Origin of the sequence: Micromonospora sp. NPDC049275 (genome assembly GCF_043197115.1) — a bacterium.
Classification (GTDB): Bacteria; Actinomycetota; Actinomycetes; order Mycobacteriales; family Micromonosporaceae; genus Micromonospora.
In genome coordinates this window covers 78784-95921 of record NZ_JBICSN010000004.1, presented here as the reverse complement: position 1 = coordinate 95921, position 17138 = coordinate 78784, and the positions used below count along the sequence as shown (strand labels likewise).

General features: G+C 74.2%; 13 protein-coding genes and 1 pseudogene. 3 read left to right on the top strand and 11 right to left on the bottom strand.

The genetic code is table 11. The annotated features are described in order from the left end of the window. Positions 1-5 precede the first annotated feature (5 nt). From ACGFIE_RS15195 to ACGFIE_RS15150, 10 genes are all read right to left on the bottom strand, one after another. Complete coding sequence (locus ACGFIE_RS15195; RefSeq protein WP_393294797.1) at positions 6-938, bottom strand: sporulation protein; 933 nt, start codon at positions 936-938, stop codon at positions 6-8. A 115-nt stretch (positions 939-1053) separates the two neighbouring features. Continuing rightward, positions 1054-2118: a hemolysin family protein gene (locus tag ACGFIE_RS15190; RefSeq protein ID WP_393294795.1), complete on the bottom strand. Its 1065-nt coding sequence runs from the start codon at positions 2116-2118 to the stop codon at positions 1054-1056. After that, the gene (locus ACGFIE_RS15185) at positions 2115-3470 is read right to left on the bottom strand and encodes a hemolysin family protein (RefSeq protein ID WP_393294793.1); all 1356 of its coding nucleotides are present in this window, start codon (positions 3468-3470) and stop codon (positions 2115-2117) included. Before ACGFIE_RS15185 ends, ACGFIE_RS15190 begins: the two co-directional genes overlap by 4 nt. Positions 3471-3631: 161 nt before the next feature. After that, complete coding sequence (gene mnhG / locus ACGFIE_RS15180; protein WP_393295638.1) at positions 3632-4003, bottom strand: monovalent cation/H(+) antiporter subunit G; 372 nt, start codon at positions 4001-4003, stop codon at positions 3632-3634. Then, positions 4003-4266 carry a monovalent cation/H+ antiporter complex subunit F gene (locus ACGFIE_RS15175; protein ID WP_393294791.1) on the bottom strand — a complete coding sequence of 88 codons (264 nt, stop codon included), beginning with the start codon at positions 4264-4266 and terminating at the stop codon, positions 4003-4005. The genes mnhG and ACGFIE_RS15175 overlap by 1 nt, the downstream gene beginning before the upstream one ends. Further along, positions 4263-4865, bottom strand: coding sequence for a Na+/H+ antiporter subunit E (locus tag ACGFIE_RS15170; RefSeq protein WP_393294789.1), 603 nt, complete (start codon positions 4863-4865; stop codon positions 4263-4265). The genes ACGFIE_RS15175 and ACGFIE_RS15170 overlap by 4 nt, the downstream gene beginning before the upstream one ends. Then, positions 4862-6367 (bottom strand): Na+/H+ antiporter subunit D, encoded by a 1506-nt coding sequence (locus tag ACGFIE_RS15165; protein ID WP_393294787.1) that lies wholly within the window; start codon positions 6365-6367, stop codon positions 4862-4864. The genes ACGFIE_RS15170 and ACGFIE_RS15165 overlap by 4 nt, the downstream gene beginning before the upstream one ends. A gap of 22 nt (positions 6368-6389) precedes the next feature. After that, on the bottom strand, positions 6390-6878 hold the full coding sequence (locus tag ACGFIE_RS15160) for a Na(+)/H(+) antiporter subunit C (RefSeq protein WP_393294785.1): 489 nt from the start codon (positions 6876-6878) through the stop codon (positions 6390-6392). Continuing rightward, positions 6875-9709, bottom strand: coding sequence for a Na+/H+ antiporter subunit A (locus ACGFIE_RS15155; protein WP_393294783.1), 2835 nt, complete (start codon positions 9707-9709; stop codon positions 6875-6877). Before ACGFIE_RS15155 ends, ACGFIE_RS15160 begins: the two co-directional genes overlap by 4 nt. A 191-nt stretch (positions 9710-9900) precedes the next feature. Further along, on the bottom strand, positions 9901-10287 hold the full coding sequence (locus ACGFIE_RS15150) for a hypothetical protein (protein WP_393294781.1): 387 nt from the start codon (positions 10285-10287) through the stop codon (positions 9901-9903). 211 nt (positions 10288-10498) lie between these two features. On the opposite strand from ACGFIE_RS15150, the pseudogene ACGFIE_RS15145 reads away from it, so the two are divergent. After that, positions 10499-15253 (top strand): annotated as a pseudogene (locus ACGFIE_RS15145) (DEAD/DEAH box helicase); the annotation flags it as partial. Between the two features lie 83 nt (positions 15254-15336). Here the strand turns inward: ACGFIE_RS15145 and ACGFIE_RS15140 are convergent. After that, positions 15337-15924 carry a hypothetical protein gene (locus tag ACGFIE_RS15140; protein ID WP_393294779.1) on the bottom strand — a complete coding sequence of 196 codons (588 nt, stop codon included), beginning with the start codon at positions 15922-15924 and terminating at the stop codon, positions 15337-15339. Between the two features lie 126 nt (positions 15925-16050). Here ACGFIE_RS15140 and ACGFIE_RS15135 point away from each other — a divergent pair, with 126 nt between their 5' ends. Then, entirely contained in the window at positions 16051-16851 is an 801-nt protein-coding gene (locus ACGFIE_RS15135) for an S-adenosyl-l-methionine hydroxide adenosyltransferase family protein (protein ID WP_393294777.1), read from the top strand. A gap of 25 nt (positions 16852-16876) precedes the next feature. After that, on the top strand, positions 16877-17119 hold the full coding sequence (locus tag ACGFIE_RS15130; RefSeq protein ID WP_039905669.1) for a CPCC family cysteine-rich protein: 243 nt from the start codon (positions 16877-16879) through the stop codon (positions 17117-17119). Positions 17120-17138 lie beyond the last annotated feature (19 nt).

The following is a 17138-nucleotide window of genomic DNA, read 5'->3' as shown; positions in this document are numbered from 1 at the left end:
CCCGGTCAGGTCCCGTCGCCTCCACCGGAGCCGCCGCCACCGACGCCGGCGCCTCCGGCGGTGCCGCCCAGGCCGTAGCCGGGCTTGATCGGCTCGTCGGGGTGGCGGCTGACATGGGCGGACCCGCTGATGTTCGCGGACCAGTCGGCGTGCGCGGCGGCCGCGGCGTGCCTGTTGATCGCCTGACGTATCCAGCCGTCCACCGTGGCGATCCAGTCCCGCTGCCCGGCGTCCGCGTGCCAGATCCGGAACCGGCTGATGCTCTGGTGGGTGATCCCGGCCAGCGACAACCGGCGGTCCAGCCAGATGATCACCTCCAGGCCCGCCGAGTTCGTCACGAAGATCAGCTCCAGCTCGGTGATCGGGCCGGCGTAGAGCGGGCCCACCCAGTAGCCCCACCGCTGGTGCAGCGGCAGGGTGTGCTCCACCCCCGGCAGCCCGCCCTCCTGCAACCCGGCCTGGCGGATCAGGAAGCCCAGCGTGGCCAGCGCCGCCAGCACGTGCTGCTGGGTGGGGATCGGGTGCACGAGGACCGGCACCATGGCCCCCTGGTCCAGATCCGGGTCGACGGACACCTCGGTCCGCAGACCCATCCGCAGACTCAGCAACGGCACCCCGCCGAACGTGGTCAACGGGGTCTCCCACGGCAGCGGCAGCGCGAAGTCGACAGCCCGCCGACGACCCGCCGGCACGACGAACCGCCCGGCGATGGGCACCTGGTGAAACTGCACGAGCCGCCGGGGGGCGGCCGGGTCGTCCGGCTCGACGGTGGTGACCAGGCCGAGCCGGATGTGGCGTACGAGCACGTCGTCCGGACCGGCGGCGAGGATCACCCGCCCCGGCAGACGCAGACCCGGGCGGGTGCTCGGGTTCGGCAGCGTGGTCCGCACGGACAGCCCGGTCCCGCCGGACTCCCGAGACACCCCCGTCAACCGCACCGCGCGCCCCCTCGCGGACGGGGCCCCGCCGGCCCCGGACCGACCGCGCCTACCCCGTCGGGGTCACCTCACGCCCGCCGCCCCGACCGAAAGCCGACCCGCCGACGTGCGCGCCTCACCGCAACCGCCGCCCGCGCGGCACCGTGTCGGTCTCGTCGTCGAACTCGCCGATGACCTCCTCCAGCAGGTCCTCCAGGGCGACGAAGCCGATCGGGCGGGCCGGACCACCGCCGTTGCGGACCAGCGCGAGCTGGGACTGCCGGGCGCGCATCGCGGCCACCGCCTCGGTGACCGAGGACGTCGCCGGCAGGGTGAACGCCGGCGTCATCAGCTCCCCGGCGGTGGCGGCGCGGCCGGTGGTGACCACCCGCACCGCCTCCCGGACGTGCACCAGGCCACAGACGTCACCAGCGGTGTCCAGGACCGCCATCCGCGACCGGCCGCTGTCCCGGCTGACCTGCTCGATGCGCTCGGCCGGGTCCTCGCGCCGGACGGTGACCATGGTGGCGAACGGTTCCATCACCTGCGCCACCGAGGTGCCCTGCAACTCCAGCATGCTGGTGAGCAGTTGGTGCTGCTCGGCGCCGAGCAGGCCGTGCTCGCGGGACTGCTCCAGCAGCATCCGCAACTCGTCCGGGCCGTGCACCTGGGCCAGCTGATCCTGCTGGTTGACCCCGACGAGGCGCAGGACCGCGTTGGCAAGCGCGTTCAACGCCGACAGCACGGGCCGGGACACCCGGGCGAAGGCCCGGAACGGCAGCGCGAGCAGCGTCGCCGAACGCTCGGCGTCGGTGATCGCCCACGACTTCGGCGCCATTTCCCCCACCACCAGGTGCAGGAAGGTCACCAGACCGAGGGCGAACACCAGGGCGACGATGTGACTGGCCGCGTCGGGCAGCCCCACCGCGTGCAGCAACGGGCTGATCAGGTGCTCGATCGCCGGCTCGGCCAGCGCGCCGAGCCCCAGGGTGCACAGCGTGATGCCCAACTGCGCCCCGGCCAGCATCAGCGACAGCTCACGGACACCGTCCAGCGCCGCGCGGGCCGCCCGGCCGCCGCTGGCCGCGGCCTGCTCCAGCCGGTACCGCTTGCTCGCCACCAGGGCGAACTCGGCGGCCACGAAGAACCCGTTCAGCGCCAGCAGGATGCCCGAGCTGAACAGGGCGATGCCGGGGCTCACGCGGACACCCCCGGCGTGCTCAGCTGCAGCCGTACCGAGTCGGCGACGTGGCGGTCCACTGCGAGCACCTCGACCAGGGCGCGCGGCTCCTCCTCGCCGTCGTCCACCTCGACACCCTCGGGCAGCAGACTGATCTCCAGCCGGTCGCCGACCTCCGGCACGCGGCCCAGCTCGCGCATGACCAACCCGGACAGCGTGTCGTACTCCGGGGCCTCGGGCAGCGCGATGCCGGTGCTGTCGGCGACCTCGTCGATCCGCCAGCGGGCCGGCACCACCCAGGAACCGTCCTCCTGCCGGGCGGGCGCGCGCTCCGGCGGGTCGTCCTCGTCCCGGATCGGGCCGACCAACTCCTCCGCGATGTCCTCCAGCGTGATGACGCCGGCGAAGCCGCCGTACTCGTCCACCACGCAGGCCATCTGCCGGTGCCCGGACCGCAGGCGGTCCAGCACCGTGGGCAGGGGCAGAGTCTCCGGTACGAGCAGCGGCGGCCCCGCCACCGCGCTCACCGGGGTGGTGGCCCGCTCCCCCGGCGCTACGCCGAGCACGTCGGCGATCCCGACGATGCCGATCAGGTCGTCGACGCCCTCCGCGCCGCGCACCGGGAAGCGGGAGTGGCCGGTGTCCAGCAGCTCGACCACGCGGCTGACCGGCTCGTGCGCCCGGACGGTGTGCACGTCGACGCGCGGCACCATGGCCTCGCCGGCGGTCAGCTCACGGAAGTCGAGCCCCCGGTCGAGAAGCGTGGACATCTCGGCGTCCAGGCTGCCCTCCTCGCGGGACTCGGCGATGATCTGTTCCAGGTCGGCCGGGGTGGCGCCGCTGGGCAGCTCCTCGATCGGCTCGATGCCGACCCGGCGCAGCAGGCGTACCGACGCGCGGTCGAAGAGCCGGATCACCGGCCCGGCCACGGCCAGGTAGAGGAGGGTGGACCGGCTCAGCGCCCGGGCGAGCGGCACGGCGCGGGCGATGGCGAGGTTCTTCGGGGCCAGCTCGCCGAGGACCATCTGCACCACGGTGGCGATGACCAGGGCCAGCGCCACCGACAGCGGCAGGCTTACCGACTCGCGGAGGCCGGCCACGCCGAACAGGTCGGCGAGGCCGCCACCGAGGTACGGCTCGGCGACGTAGCCGACCAGCAGGGCGGTGACGGTGATGCCGAGTTGGGCGCCGGAGAGCACGAAGGAGAGCCGGCTGGTGACGGTGAGGGCCCGGGCGGCGGCCTGGTCGCCGTCGTCGGCGAGCTGGCGCAGCTTGCCCCGGTCCACGGCGACATAGCCGAACTCCTGCGCCACGAAGTAACCGGTGGCGGCGGTGAGCACGATGATCAAGAGAAGGCCGACGACGATCAGCACCTGTCGCTCAGGGCTCCCGTGGCCGTCGGGACGGGGATATGCCGGGCACGACCCGGCTGGCTACTGCTGCCCTCCTGGGCAGAGGAGTCGATCATGCCGTCATTTTATCGGTGCTGGCTGGGACTCCGCTGGGGGTGGGCCGAAGGCGTCGATCGTCCGGTTCACCCCGGCTGGGCGCGGCCCTCGCCGGATCCGCCGCCCGTCGGGCGCTCGGCCAGCTCGTCGGCGTCGAGCAGGCTCCGGTCGAGCCGTCCGGACCGGTACGCGGCCCGGCCGATCATCTGCGCCGCGACCGGTGCGGTGGCCAACTGGAAGACCGCCACCAGCAGGATCATGCCGAGGTCGGCCGGGGACCGCAGCCGCAGCGCGATGCCGAGCAGCAGCAGGAGCACTCCCAGCACCTGGGGCTTGGTGCCCGCGTGCATACGGGACAGGGCGTCCGGGAAGCGCAGCACCCCGATCCCGGCGCACAGGGCGAGCAGAGCGCCGGCCACCAGGCAGGCGGCACCGAGCCAGTCGGCGACCACCCCGATCACGCCTGCTCCCGTACGGCGAAGCGGACCAGCGACACCGACCCGACGAAGCCGAGCAGGGAGAGCACCACCAGCACGGGCAGCGTGGTGGCGTGCCGGTTGACAGCCGCCTCCGCGCCCACCGCGCTGACCATGGTGGCGAGCAGCATGTCCGCGGCGATCACCCGGTCCAGCAGCGAGGGACCCCGGTAGAGCCGGATCAGCGCGAGTAGCGCGGTCACCGTCAGCAGCGCGGTGAGAACGACGCCCAGGAAAGTGATCATGAGGTTCCCTTCTCGGCGGTGTCGGGCTCGACGCGGCGCAGTTCGGCGGCACTGCCCACCGCCCGGACGATCCGTCGCTCGACGTCGAGGGTGCGTTCCCGGGCACGGGCCAGGTCCCCCGGCCCATGGGTGTCCAGCACGTGCAGGTAGAGCGTCGCCGACTCCCTGTCCACCTCGAGGATCAGCGTGCCCGGCACCAGCGAGACCGCCTCGGCGGTGAGTGCCAGGTTCAGGTCGGTGGGGACCCGCAGCGGCACGGCGATGATCGCCCCGCGTGGCCGGTAGCCGGGTTGCACGGCGATCCGGGCGATGTGCAGGCTCGCGCTGACGAGTTCGACGGCGAACCGGCCCGCGAACGCCAGCAGCGCACCGGGCCGCAGCCGGCCGCCGAAGCTGACCGCCGGCAGCGGAAAGAACAGCAGGACCGCGCCGCCCACCAGCAGCCCGCCGACGATGTTGGCGAGGCTGATCGCACCCCAGAGCAGGTTCCAGACGAGCACCAGCCAGCCGAGCGCCAGCGCCTGGTCCCGCCGACGCCCGAACCGGCCCCGCATCGGCGGGGCGGCGTCCGCCGGAGGCGTCGCGCGCGGGCCGGTCACGGCCCGACTCCGGGCAGGACGGCCCGCACGTACGGGGTACGCGAGAGCAGGTCGGTGGCCGCGTCGGCGGTGACGTCGAAGAGCGGACCGGCAAGCACGGTGAGCGTCAACCCGAACGCGACAAGGGCCGCGGTGGCGCCGACCATGAGGGTCGGCAGCCGGACGGCGGGCTCGCTGGTGGCGATCCGGGGCGCCCGCCAGAACGCGATGTTCCAGACCCGGGAGGCCACGTACAGGGTGAGCAGGCTGGTCAGGGTGCCGGCCGCCACAAGCGTCGCGGGCAGCGCCCCGCCGGCTGCCACACCCGCCTGGAGCAGGCCGAGCTTTCCGAGGAACCCGGAGAACGGCGGCACGCCGGCGAGGTTCATCGCCGGTACGAAGAAGAGGACGCCGAGCAGGGGCGCCATCCGGGCCAGCCCGCCGAGTCGGCGCAGGTCGGTGCTGCCGGCCCGCTCCTCGACCAGGCCGGCCACCAGGAACAGCGTGGTCTGGATGGTGATGTGGTGCACCACGTAGAAGATCGCGCCGGCGAGTCCGGCGGCGGTGCTCAACGCCACCCCGAAGATCATGTAGCCGATGTGGCTGACCAGCGTGAACGAGAAGAGCCGCTTCATGTCCGACTGCGCCACCGCGCCGAGGATCCCGACCACCATTGTCAACCCGGCGACGACCATGAGCAGACCGTCGACCTGGCCACCCGGAAACAGCAACGTCTCGGTACGGATGATCGCGTACACGCCGACCTTGGTGAGCAGTCCCGCGAACACGGCGGTGACCGGGGCGGGGGCCGTGGGATAGCTGTCCGGCAGCCAGGCCGACAGCGGGAAGACCGCCGCCTTGATCGCGAACGCGAGCAGCAGCGTCAGTTGCAGGGTCAACCGGACGTTGTCCGGCAGGTCGTCGAGGCGCTGGGCGAGCTGCGCCAGGTTGAGCGTGCCGGTGGCCGCGTACACCAGCCCCACCGCGGCCAGGAAGATCATCGAGGAGAGGATGCTGACCACCACGTACGTCGACCCGGTGCGGATCCGCGTCTCGGTGCCGCCCAGCGTGATCAGCACGAAGCTGGCCGCCAGCAGGATCTCGAAGCCGACGAACAGGTTGAACAGGTCGCCCGCCAGGAACGCGTTGGTGACGCCCGCGGTGAGCACCAGGTACGTCGGGTGGAAGATGACCACCGGCGCGCTCTCGCTCGTCTCGCTGCGGCCCTGGCCGATCGAGTAGAGCAGCACGCAGAGGGTGACAGCCGAGGACACCACAAGCATCAGCGCGGCCAACTGGTCGGCCACCAGCACGATGCCGACCGGCGGCGGCCACCCGCCGATCGCCAGCACCACCGGCCCGTGCCGGTACGCCTGGACCAGCAGCACCACCGCGACGGTGAAGGTGACAGTCAGGCAGAGCACGCTCACCGCACGCTGCACCCGGGGGCGGGTGGCAAGCAGCAGGGTCAGCGCCGCGCCGAGCAGCGGCACCACCACCGGCAGCGGCAGGAGCCTGCTCACGACGATCTCCGCGACGCCCCGGTCACCGCGGCCCGTCCCCTGTGCCGCGTCGCAGCCGGCGGCGGGCCGGCTCGGGATCGACCTGCTCCGGGTCGCCGTCGGGACCCTCCCCGCCGTGGTCGACGGCACCCGCCTCGTTGCGCCCGGCACGGCGGATGATCTGCCGGTCCTCCAGGTCGTCGGGCACCTCGTCGTCGCCCGTGAGATACCAGCTCCGGTACGCCACGGCGAGCAGGAACGCGGTCAACCCGAACGTGATCACGATGGCGGTCAGCACCATCGCCTGCGGCAGCGGATCACTCATCTCGTCCACCGGCCCGGTGCCCACGACCGGCGCGCCACCGGACCGGCCGCCCAGCAGGATCAGCAGGTTGACCCCGTTGCCGAGCAGGATCACGCCCAGCAGGATGCGGGTGAGGCTGCGCTCCAGGAGCAGGATCACCCCGCACCCGACAAGCACCGCGACGGCGAGCACCAGCACCATCGTGGGGCGAGCGTCACTGGCCGTCATGTCCCGCCGCCCTTGTCGACGGCCAGACCGCCGTTGGCCGTGTCGGTGGCCTCGATGTGCCTGTCCACCTCGGCGCCGAGGCTGCGCAGGATGTCCAGCAGCAGCCCGATCACGATGAGGTACACGCCGATGTCGAAGAAGAGCGCCGTGACGAGGTGGACGTCGCCGATCAGCGGCAGGGACAGGTCGAGCTTGGCGCTCTGCAACACCGACCCACCGGCCAGCAGCGCCACGGCGCCGGTGCCCACCGCCAGGGCCAGTCCCGCGCCGAGGATCAGGCCGGCGCCCACCGGGGCGGCCTCGGTCAGCTCGTACCGGCCACCGGCCAGGTAGCGGACCACGAGCGCGAGGCCGGCCACCAGACCGCCGGCGAACCCGCCGCCCGGCGCGTTGTGCCCGGAGAAGAGCAGGAACAGAGAGAACAGCGCCACGGTGTGGAAGATCAGCCGGGTGACCACCTCCAGCACTATCGACCGCCGCTCCTCGTACAGCGTCGGGCCGCCCCGCAACCAGACCGGCCGGTCGGAGCGGACCGCCCGGTCAGCCGACTCCGGACGGCGCGGTCGTGGCCCGGTGCGGGACCTCTCGAAGATCAGGCTGGCCACCCCGGTCGCGGCCACCACCAGCACCGCCACCTCCCCCATCGTGTCCCAGGCCCGGATGTCGACGAGGGTCACGTTGACGACGTTGCGGCCGTACCCCTCGCTCACCGCCAGGTCCGGGAAGGCAGCGGAGATGTCCGGCGCGCGCCGGGCGCCGGCCGCGACGAGCGCGAGCCCGCCCGCCACCACGCCCATCGCCACGCCGATCGCCCGGCGGGCCCATCGACTGCGCCGCAGCGGACGGGCCGAGAAGCGCTCCGGCAGGCGGCGCAGCACCAGCACGAACACCGCGATCGTCGCGGTCTCCACCAGGAACTGGGTGAGCGCGAGATCCGGTGCCCCGTGCAGGATGAACAGCATGGCCGTGCCGTAGCCGGTCATCCCCACCAGCAGCATGGCGGTCAACCGTCGGCGGGCGCGGACCGCGAGCAGCGCGGCCACCGCGATCACCACCACCACCACCGGTTGCAGCGGGTTGTCCCACATCGGGAGTCGGGCCCGCCACGGCCCGGCGGCGAGCATCGCCCCACCGGGCAGCAGCACGACGGCGACCAGGATGATGCCGAGGTACTGCGGCAGGGAGCCCCGCTGGGTCGCGCCCGTCACCTCGATGGCGAGCCTGTCGAACCGGTCCACTACCCACTCGTACCCCTGGTTGCCGCTCACCGGCGAGCGGAGCCGGGCCAGCACCGGTGCGAGCGGCCCGCGCAGCGCGAAGAGCAGGCCGCCGCCGACCAGCGCCAGCACGGACAGACCGAGCGCCGCGGTCGGCCCGGACCAGAGCGTCAGGTGCGCGTCGACCGCGCCGAGCAACTCGGCGTACGGGTGGAGCAGGCCGTTCAGCACGCCGGCGGCGGGGCCGGCGAGCAGCCCGACGACGGCGAGCACGGCCGGGGGGACAAGCATCGACGCGGCGATCGGCGCCGGCTGGACCGGTTCGACGCCCGGCCGGTCGGCGAACGCGCCCCAGAGGAAGCGGGCACTGTACGCGACGGTGAGCACCGTCCCGGCTACCAGTCCGGTGAGGACCAGTGGGTCGTCGGTGAACGCCGCGAACACCGCCTCCTTGGCGACGAACCCGACCAGCGGCGGTACGCCGGCCATCGACGCCGCCGCCAGCACCGCGACGCCGAACAACGGTCGGGACCAGCGCCGCAGCCCGGACAGCTCGCGCAGGTCGCGGGTCCCGGCGCCGTGGTCGATGACGCCGACGACCAGGAACAGCGCCGCCTTGAACAGGGCGTGCGCCAGCAGCATCGCCGTGCCGGCGAGCGCGGCGGCCGGGGTGCCCGCGCCGGTCACCGCGACCAGCAGGCCCAGCTGGCTGACCGTGCCGTACGCCAGCAGCAGTTTCAGGTCGTTCTGCCGCAGCGCGGCCCAGCCGCCGACGAGCATGGTGGCCACGCCGGCGATGAGCACCACGGGCCGCCAGGGGCCGACAGTGGCGAGCACCGGCGCGAGCAGGCCGACCAGGTAGACGCCCGCCTTGACCATGGCGGCGGCGTGCAGGTACGCGCTGACCGGGGTGGGCGCCGCCATCGCGACCGGCAGCCAGGAGCTGAACGGCAGCACCGCCGACTTGGACAGGGCCCCGGCCAGGATCAGCAGCACCGCCGTGACGAGGTAGCCGCCGCCGGGCAGCGGATGGGTGGCGATCTCCGACCAGCGGTAGCTGCCCGCGTGCTCGCCCAGCAGGATGAACCCGACAAGCATGGCCAGCCCGCCCAGCGTGGTGACGGTGAGCGCCTGCGCGGCCGCCCATCGGCTGGACCGGCGTTCGCTGCTGTGCCCGATCAGCAGGTACGAGAAGATCGTCGTCAGCTCCCAGCCGACATAGAGCAGCAGCAGGTCGTCGGCGAAGATCAGCACCAGCATCGCGCCGGCGAAGGCGACCAGGACGGCGGCGAGCTGCGCCATCCCGGGAGTGCCCGGCTCGAAGTACCGGGCGCTGTAGACCAGCACCAGCGCGCCGACGCCGCCCACCAGCAGGGTCAGGAGCCAGGACAGCGTGGTGAGGCGCAGCGCGATGTCGAGGCCCAACTGCCCGATCCACGGGTACGTCTCGACCACCGCGCCGCCGTGGCCGACGGCCGGGGTGCGGGCCAGCGCCCAGCCGAACGCGGCGGCCGGCGCGAGCGCCAGCGGATAGCACGCGCGCGGACCCCACCACCGGACGAGCAGCGGCGCGGCGAGGGCCGCCACGAGGTGGAGGATGAGCAGTACCAGCACCCGCACTCCCGATCGAGGTGGCCGACGCCCGTACAGCGGTGGCGCCTAGCAGCGATCAGACGCCAGATCTCCGCCCACCGGGCGGTTTTGCCGGAATTCGACCACTATGGCGAGTGCTGTGCGGTGGTGCGTGCCATGCGCCGGGCTGCGTTGCCCGCGTGCGGTGTGCGTGCGCGGGGTGCGGTCGACGGTCAGCGCAGCAGGGCGTCGCCGGGGGTCAGCGCGTCGTCCAGGTCGGAGCCATCGAGGCGCAGGTCGGCCAGCAGATCGACGCGGCCGAGCTGACGGGCGACCTTCGCGACGACCCGCTCCGCGACGGCCAGCGACCGCATCGAGAGCAGCCGGCCACGGCTCTCCCGGCGAAGCACGAAATAGTGCACGGCCACGCGGACCTGCCCCCGATCGGCGGCGCTGGCCTGAGCGGTGGAGACGACCAGCTCCCGCAGGCAGCGGGCGAGGCGTTCGGCGAGCTCCAACTCGGGCCCGTGCAGACCGCCGCGGAGCGTGGCGAGGTGACTGTCGACCTTGCGGATCAGCACATCGGTGCCGGGCTCGACGTGTCGCGGCTCGCCGGTCATCCGATCCCCTCCACCCGGTTCGCGTTGCGGGTGAAGTTACTTTATGTTGCTCCGTACAAGCAAGCAGTTAAGTGAGACTTAACGTATTAATGACGCATCCATCGCTTTTTCCGTCCAGCTCGGCACGTTCCGCTGCGCGGCGCTCGTGGTTGTCGTACCTGCGGGGCAGGATGGATCGGTGACCAGGGCAGAGGAGGGCGGGGGCGGGGTGCTCGACGGGTTCGGCCCGGCCACCCGCGCCTGGTTCGACGCCGCCTTCGCCGCGCCCACCGCCGCCCAGACGGGCGCCTGGCGGTCCGTCGCCGCCGGCCGCAACGCCCTCGTCGTGGCACCCACCGGCTCCGGCAAGACGCTCGCGGCCTTCCTCTGGTCGCTGGACCGGCTGGCCCGCGAGCCGGCGCCGGCAGAGGCTCGGCAGCGGTGCCGGGTGCTCTACGTCAGCCCGCTCAAGGCCCTCGCCGTCGACGTGGAACGCAACCTGCGTGCCCCACTTGCCGGCATCCGGCAGGCGGCGACCCGACTCGGTGTCGCACCGCCGGACATCACCGTCGGCATGCGTACGGGAGACACGCCGGCGGACGAGCGACGCGCCTTCGCCCGCACCCCGCCGGACATCCTCATCACCACGCCCGAGTCCCTGTTCCTGCTGCTCACCTCCGCCGCTCGGGACTCGCTGCGCGGCGTCCAGACGGTGATCGTCGACGAGGTGCACGCGGTGGCCGGCAGCAAGCGCGGCGCCCACCTCGCCCTCTCGCTGGAGCGCCTCGACGAACTGCTGCCCGCGCCGGCACAACGGATCGGGCTCTCCGCCACCGTCCGGCCGATCGACGCCTGCGCCCGGTTCCTCGGCGGCGCCCGGCCGGTCGACGTCGTGCAGCCGGCCACGGCGAAGACCATCGAGGTCAGCGTGCAGGTCCCCGTGGAGGACATGACCCGCCTGGACGAGCAGGAGCAGCCGCCGGAGGATTCCCTCGGCGGTCCCGGGCCACGCCGCGCCTCGATCTGGCCGGCCGTCGAGGAGCGGGTCTTCACGCTCATCGGGCAGCACCGCTCCACAATCGTCTTCACCAACTCCCGCCGCAGTGCCGAGCGCCTGTGCGCCCGCCTCAACGAGCTGGCCGCCGAGGAGGTGGCCGCCGTGCCGACCGGCGGCGCGGTCGCCGACGGCGCGTCAGACCACGGCACGCCGGATGACGGCCCATTCGGCGACGGCTCGTCGGGCGACGGTGCGTCGGGCCACGGCTCGTCAGGCGACGGCTCGTCGGGCCACGGCTCGTCGGGCGACGGCTCGGTCGGCGTACCGCAGGGGTTGTCGGGGGGCGACGAGCCGGCGGCCGGCGCGCAACGCTGGGGTGGCCCCGCCGGTCCGCTGCGCAACCGGCCGCCGGCCGAGGTGATGGCCCAGTCCGGCGCGGCCGCCGGGGCCGCGCCGGTGATCGCCCGCGCCCACCACGGCAGCGTCTCCCGCGAGGAGCGCAAGCACATCGAGGAGGCGCTCAAGTCCGGCCAGCTCCCGGCGGTGGTGGCCACCTCCAGCCTGGAGCTGGGCATCGACATGGGCGCGGTCGACCTGGTGGTGCAGATCGAGGCCCCACCGAGCGTCGCCGCCGGCCTGCAACGTGTCGGCCGGGCCGGGCACCAGGTGGGCGCGGTCTCCCGCGGGGTGGTCTTTCCCAAGCACCGTGGCGACCTGCTGTCCTGCGCGGTCGTCGCCGAGCGGATGACCGACGGGGCGATCGAGGAGCTGCACTACCCGCGCAACCCCCTGGACGTGCTGGCGCAGCAGATCGTGGCGATGGTGGCCCTGGAGCCGTGGCGGGTCGGTGACCTGGCCGTGCTGGTCCGCCGGGCCGCGCCCTTCAACGAGCTGCCCGACTCCGCGCTGCACGCCGTACTGGACATGCTCTCCGGCCGCTATCCGTCCACCGCGTTCGCCGAGCTGCGGCCCCGGCTGGTCTGGGACCGGGCCAGTGACCTGCTCACCGGCCGCCCCGGCGCGCAGCGGCTGGCCGTGACCAGCGGCGGCACCATCCCCGACCGGGGCCTGTTCGGGGTCTTCCTGGCCGGCGCCGAGCGGGCCGCCCGGGTCGGCGAGCTGGACGAGGAGATGGTCTACGAGTCGCGGGTCGGCGACGTCTTCCTGCTCGGCTCCTCGTCCTGGCGCATCGAGGAGATCACTCCGGACCGGGTGCTGGTCTCCCCCGCGCCCGGCCAGGCCGCCCGGATGCCGTTCTGGAAGGGCGATCAGCTGGGCCGCCCGGTGGAGTTGGGCCGAGCCATCGGCGCGCGGGTGCGTACCCTGCTGCGGTTGAGTGACGAGGCGGCGCTGACCGCGCTGCGCGACGGCGGGCTGGACGACTGGGCCGCCACCAACCTGATGGCGTATTTGCGCGACCAGCGGGAGGCAACGCGCTCGCTGCCCGACGACCGCACCATCGTCGTCGAGCGGTTCCGCGACGAGCTGGGCGACTGGCGACTGGCCGTGCACAGCGTCCTCGGCGCGCGGGTCAACGGGCCGTGGGCCCTCGCCGTGGGCCGCCGACTCGCCGAGCGGTACGGGGTGGACGCCCAGGTGATGCCCTCCGACGACGGGATCGTGGTGCGCCTGCCCGACACCGCCGACGAGCCGCCCGGCGCCGACGTGGTGGTCTTCGAGCCGGACGAGATCGCCCAGCTGGTGGAGGAGTCGGTCGGCACCAGCGCGCTGTTCGCCGCCCGTTTCCGGGAGTGCGCCGCCCGCTCGCTGCTGCTGCCCCGCCGCGACCCGCGCCGCCGCCAGCCGCTCTGGCAGCAGCGGCAACGCGCCGCGCAGCTGCTCGACGTCGCCCGCGAGTACGCCGACTTCCCGGTCACCCTGGAGGCCGCCCGGGAGTGCCTCCAGGACGTCTTCGACCAGCCGGCGCTGGCCGGGCTGATGCGCGACCTGGCGTCCCGCAAGGTCCGGCTGGTCGAGGTGGAGACCAGTGCGCCGTCCCCGTTCGCCCGGTCGCTGCTCTTCGGCTACGTCGGCGCGTTCCTCTACGAGGGCGACGCCCCGCTCGCCGAGCGCCGGGCCGCCGCCCTCGCGCTGGACTCCACGCTCCTCGGTGAACTGCTCGGCCGGGTCGACCTGCGCGAACTGCTGGATCCGGCGGTGCTCGCCGAGACCGATCGGCAACTGCGCTGGCTGACCGACCAACGCCGCCCGCGTGACGCGGAGGACGTGGTCGAGCTGCTGCGGGTGCTCGGCGACCTGAACGACGCCGAGTTGACCGAGCGGGGTGTGCCGCAGGGCTGGCTGACCGAGTTGGAGGCCACCCGCCGGGTGCTGCGGGTCCGGATCGCCGGCGAGCAGCGCTGGGTGGGCATCGAGGACGCGGCCCGGCTGCGGGACGCACTCGGCGTGGCGCTGCCGGTCGGGGTGGCCGAGGCGTACCTCGCCCCGGTGGCCGACCCGCTGGGCGACCTGGTGGCCCGCTACGCCCGCACCCACGGGCCGTTCGCCGCCGCGAGCTGCGCGGCCCGCTTCGGGCTCGGCGTGTTCGTCGTCGAGCAGGCGCTGCGCCGCCTCGCCGCCACCGGCCGCGTCGTCTCCGGGGAGTTCACGCCGGACACGGCAGGCGCCCAGTGGTGTGACGCCGAGGTGCTGCGGATGCTGCGCCGCCGTTCGCTCGCCGCCCTGCGGCGGGAGATCGAGCCCGTGCCACCCCGGGCGCTTGCCACGTTCCTGCCCCGCTGGCAGCAGGTCGGCTCGTCCGCCCGAGGTGTGGAGGCGCTCGCCGCCACGGTGGAGCAGTTGCAGGGCGCGGCGGTGCCGGCGTCCGCGCTGGAACGGCTGGTGCTGCCCGGCCGGGTCGCCGACTACTCCCCCGCCCAGCTCGACGAGCTGTGCGCCAGCGGTGAGGTGCTCTGGGCCGGGTCGGGGGCTATCTCCGGTGGCGACGGCTGGGTCACCCTGGCGTACGCGGACGCCGCGCCGCTCCTCCTCCCGCCGCCCGACGAGGCGCTGACGCGTACCCCGTTGCACGACGCGGTGCTCGACGCGCTCGGTGACGGGCAGGCGCTGTTCTTCCGGGCACTGGCCGACCGGGTCGGCTCCACCGACGACGCCGCCCTGACCGGGGTGATCTGGGATCTGGTCTGGGCGGGGCACCTCACCAACGACACCCTCGCCCCGCTGCGGGCGGTGCTCGGCGCCGGTGGCGCGCACCGGTCGCGGCCCTCCGCGCCGCGCACCCGCTACCGGCGGCCCGGTCGGGTGGCGCTGCCGACCCGGGGCGGGCCACCGACCGTCGCCGGCCGCTGGTCCCGGCTGCCGGAGCGGGACCTCGATCCGACCCGGCGGGCCGCAGCGCTCGCCGACGTGCTGCTGGAGCGGCACGGGGTGGTCACCCGGGGCGCCGTCATGGCCGAGCAGGTGGTCGGCGGGTTCGCGGCGGTCTACCCGGTGCTGTCGGCGCTCGAGGAACGCGGCGCGGCCCGCCGGGGCTACTTCGTCGAGGGTCTCGGCGCGGCGCAGTTCGCGGTGCCCGGCGCGGTGGACCGGCTCCGCGCGCTTGCCGACCCGGCCGACGGTGGTCGTGGCCGGGGCGGCGGGCTGACCACCGTGCTCGCCGCCACCGACCCGGCCAACCCGTACGGTGCGGCGCTGCCCTGGCCGGAACGCGTCGTCGACTCCGGTGACGGGGCCGCCCCCGCGACGGGGCACCGGGCCGGCCGCAAGGCGGGCGCGCTCGTGGTGCAGGTCGGCGGTGACCTGGTCCTGTACGTGGAACGCGGCGGCCGGACCCTGCTCTCCTTCACCGACGACACCGAGACCCTCGCGGCGGCCGGCAAGGCGCTCGCCGACGCCGTCCACTCCGGAGCGTTGGGCGCGATGTCGGTGGAGCGGGCCGACGGCGAGGCGGTGCACTCGTCGCCGCTCAGTGAGGCGTTGACCGCCGCCGGCTTCCGGGCCACCCCGCGCGGCCTGCGCCTGCGCGGCTGACCCACCCGCGCAGCCGCGGCACGCGGATCGCCGCCGGTCGCAGGGCCACACGACCGCGCCGGCCGGCCGCCGGTCGCGGCGCGTCAGTGGAGGCTGTTGAGGGCCTTCTCGTAGCGCGGGCGGTCGGCTGCCGGGGTCTTGGCCTCGAGGTAGTTGAGCACCACCGCGCCGCGCCGGTACGACTGACCACTCCACGTCTCGGCGATGTCGCCGGCGCTTGTCTCGTCCGGAAACACGAAGACGGTGACGCCGTCGGTGGCGACGATCTCGGAGCAGCCCAGGCCGAGGCCGTCCGGTCCACAGTCCACCGAGCGGTCCTTCGGGTGTGTCACCCGCAGACCCGCGGCCCGGAACGCGTCGACCACCTGCCGAGCACCCGGGGCGCCGGGCGGACGCGGGGGCAGTACCACCGGCGGTGGGCTGGCCGGCCGGCGCTCGATCGGCCCCTGCGGCGGGGCGGACGGCGGGACCGGCGGCGCCTGGCTGCCCGACGACTGGGCGGCACCGGCGGGGCCGGTCGGCGTCGGCGCGCTCGCGAGGCCGCTCGCCGCCGGGGCGGTGACCGGCGGCACGGACTGCGCCGCGCTCGGCTTGTCGTCACTGCCGCAGGCGGCGGTGAGGGCGACGGCGACCAGCAGGACCCCGACGGCGGGCAGGCTCCGATGTGTCACCAGGGCAGTCTGCCGGGCGGCGCCGGCCGCCGGCAGTGGCCGGTCGGCCACCTGCGCTGTCCCATATCCGCCACCCGCCGATCAGCCGCGCGGCGACCGGAGCGCGTCGAGGGTTAACCTGCCGGCATGGCTGTCACGCCCTGGGTCTCGTTGACCACCGACTACGGCCTCACCGACGGTTTCGTGGCCGCCTGCCACGGGGTGATCGCCCGGATCGCGCCGGCCGTCCGGGTCATCGACGTGACCCATCTGGTGCCGCCGGCGGACGTCCGGCACGGTGCCGCCGTGCTGGCGCAGACGGTGCCCTACCTGCCGTTGGGCGTTCACGTGGCGGTTGTCGACCCCGGGGTGGGCACCACCCGGCGGGGCGTCGCGCTGGCCACCCCGGGCGGTTTGCTGGTCGGCCCGGACAACGGGCTGCTGCCGGACGCGGCCGACGCGCTCGGCGGGGTGACCGCGGCCGTGGAACTGACCGAACCGACCTGGCTGGCAGCCCGGGTGTCCGGCACGTTCCACGGCCGCGACGTCTTCGCCCCGGCGGCGGCCCGCCTGGCCCTCGGCGTACCGCTGGCGGAGGCGGGCCCGGCGCTCGACCCGGACGGGCTGGTCCGGCTGCCGTCGCCGGTCGTGGCCCGCGACGGCGAGGGTTTCACCGCCGAGGTGCTGACCGTCGACCATTTCGGAAACGTCCAACTGGCCGCACCGGCCGAGGCGCTCGGTCCGCTCCCGACCACCGTCCGGGTCGGCCCGCCGGGGCCCGCCCCGGCCCGCGCGGCGGTGCGCGGGCGGACGTTCGGCGACGCGCCGGAGGGCGGCCTGGTGGTGTACGTCGACTCGGCCGATCTGGTGGCGGTGGCGGTCAACGGCGGCCGAGCGGTGGACGTCCTCGGGGTGCGCCCGGGCGACCTCCTGCGGGTGGCCGCGTGACATTAGACTATGGAATGCTGCCCCGGTGGGTGAACACGTAGTTCCCGTGGGCTGTCCCTGTTGCGCCTCTCGGACCGGCGGCGGGACCTGCCCGGTCTGCTTCTGGACCGACGACGGTCAGAGCGACGCCGACGCCGACGCGGTGCGCGGTGGGGCCAACGGCGACCTGAGCCTGTCGCACGCCCGGCTCAACTACGCCGTGTACGGGGCGAGCCACCCGCGTTACCAGGACATGGTGCGGCCCGCCCGCCCCGACGAGCGCCCCTGAAGGTGCCCGCCGAGGCGAG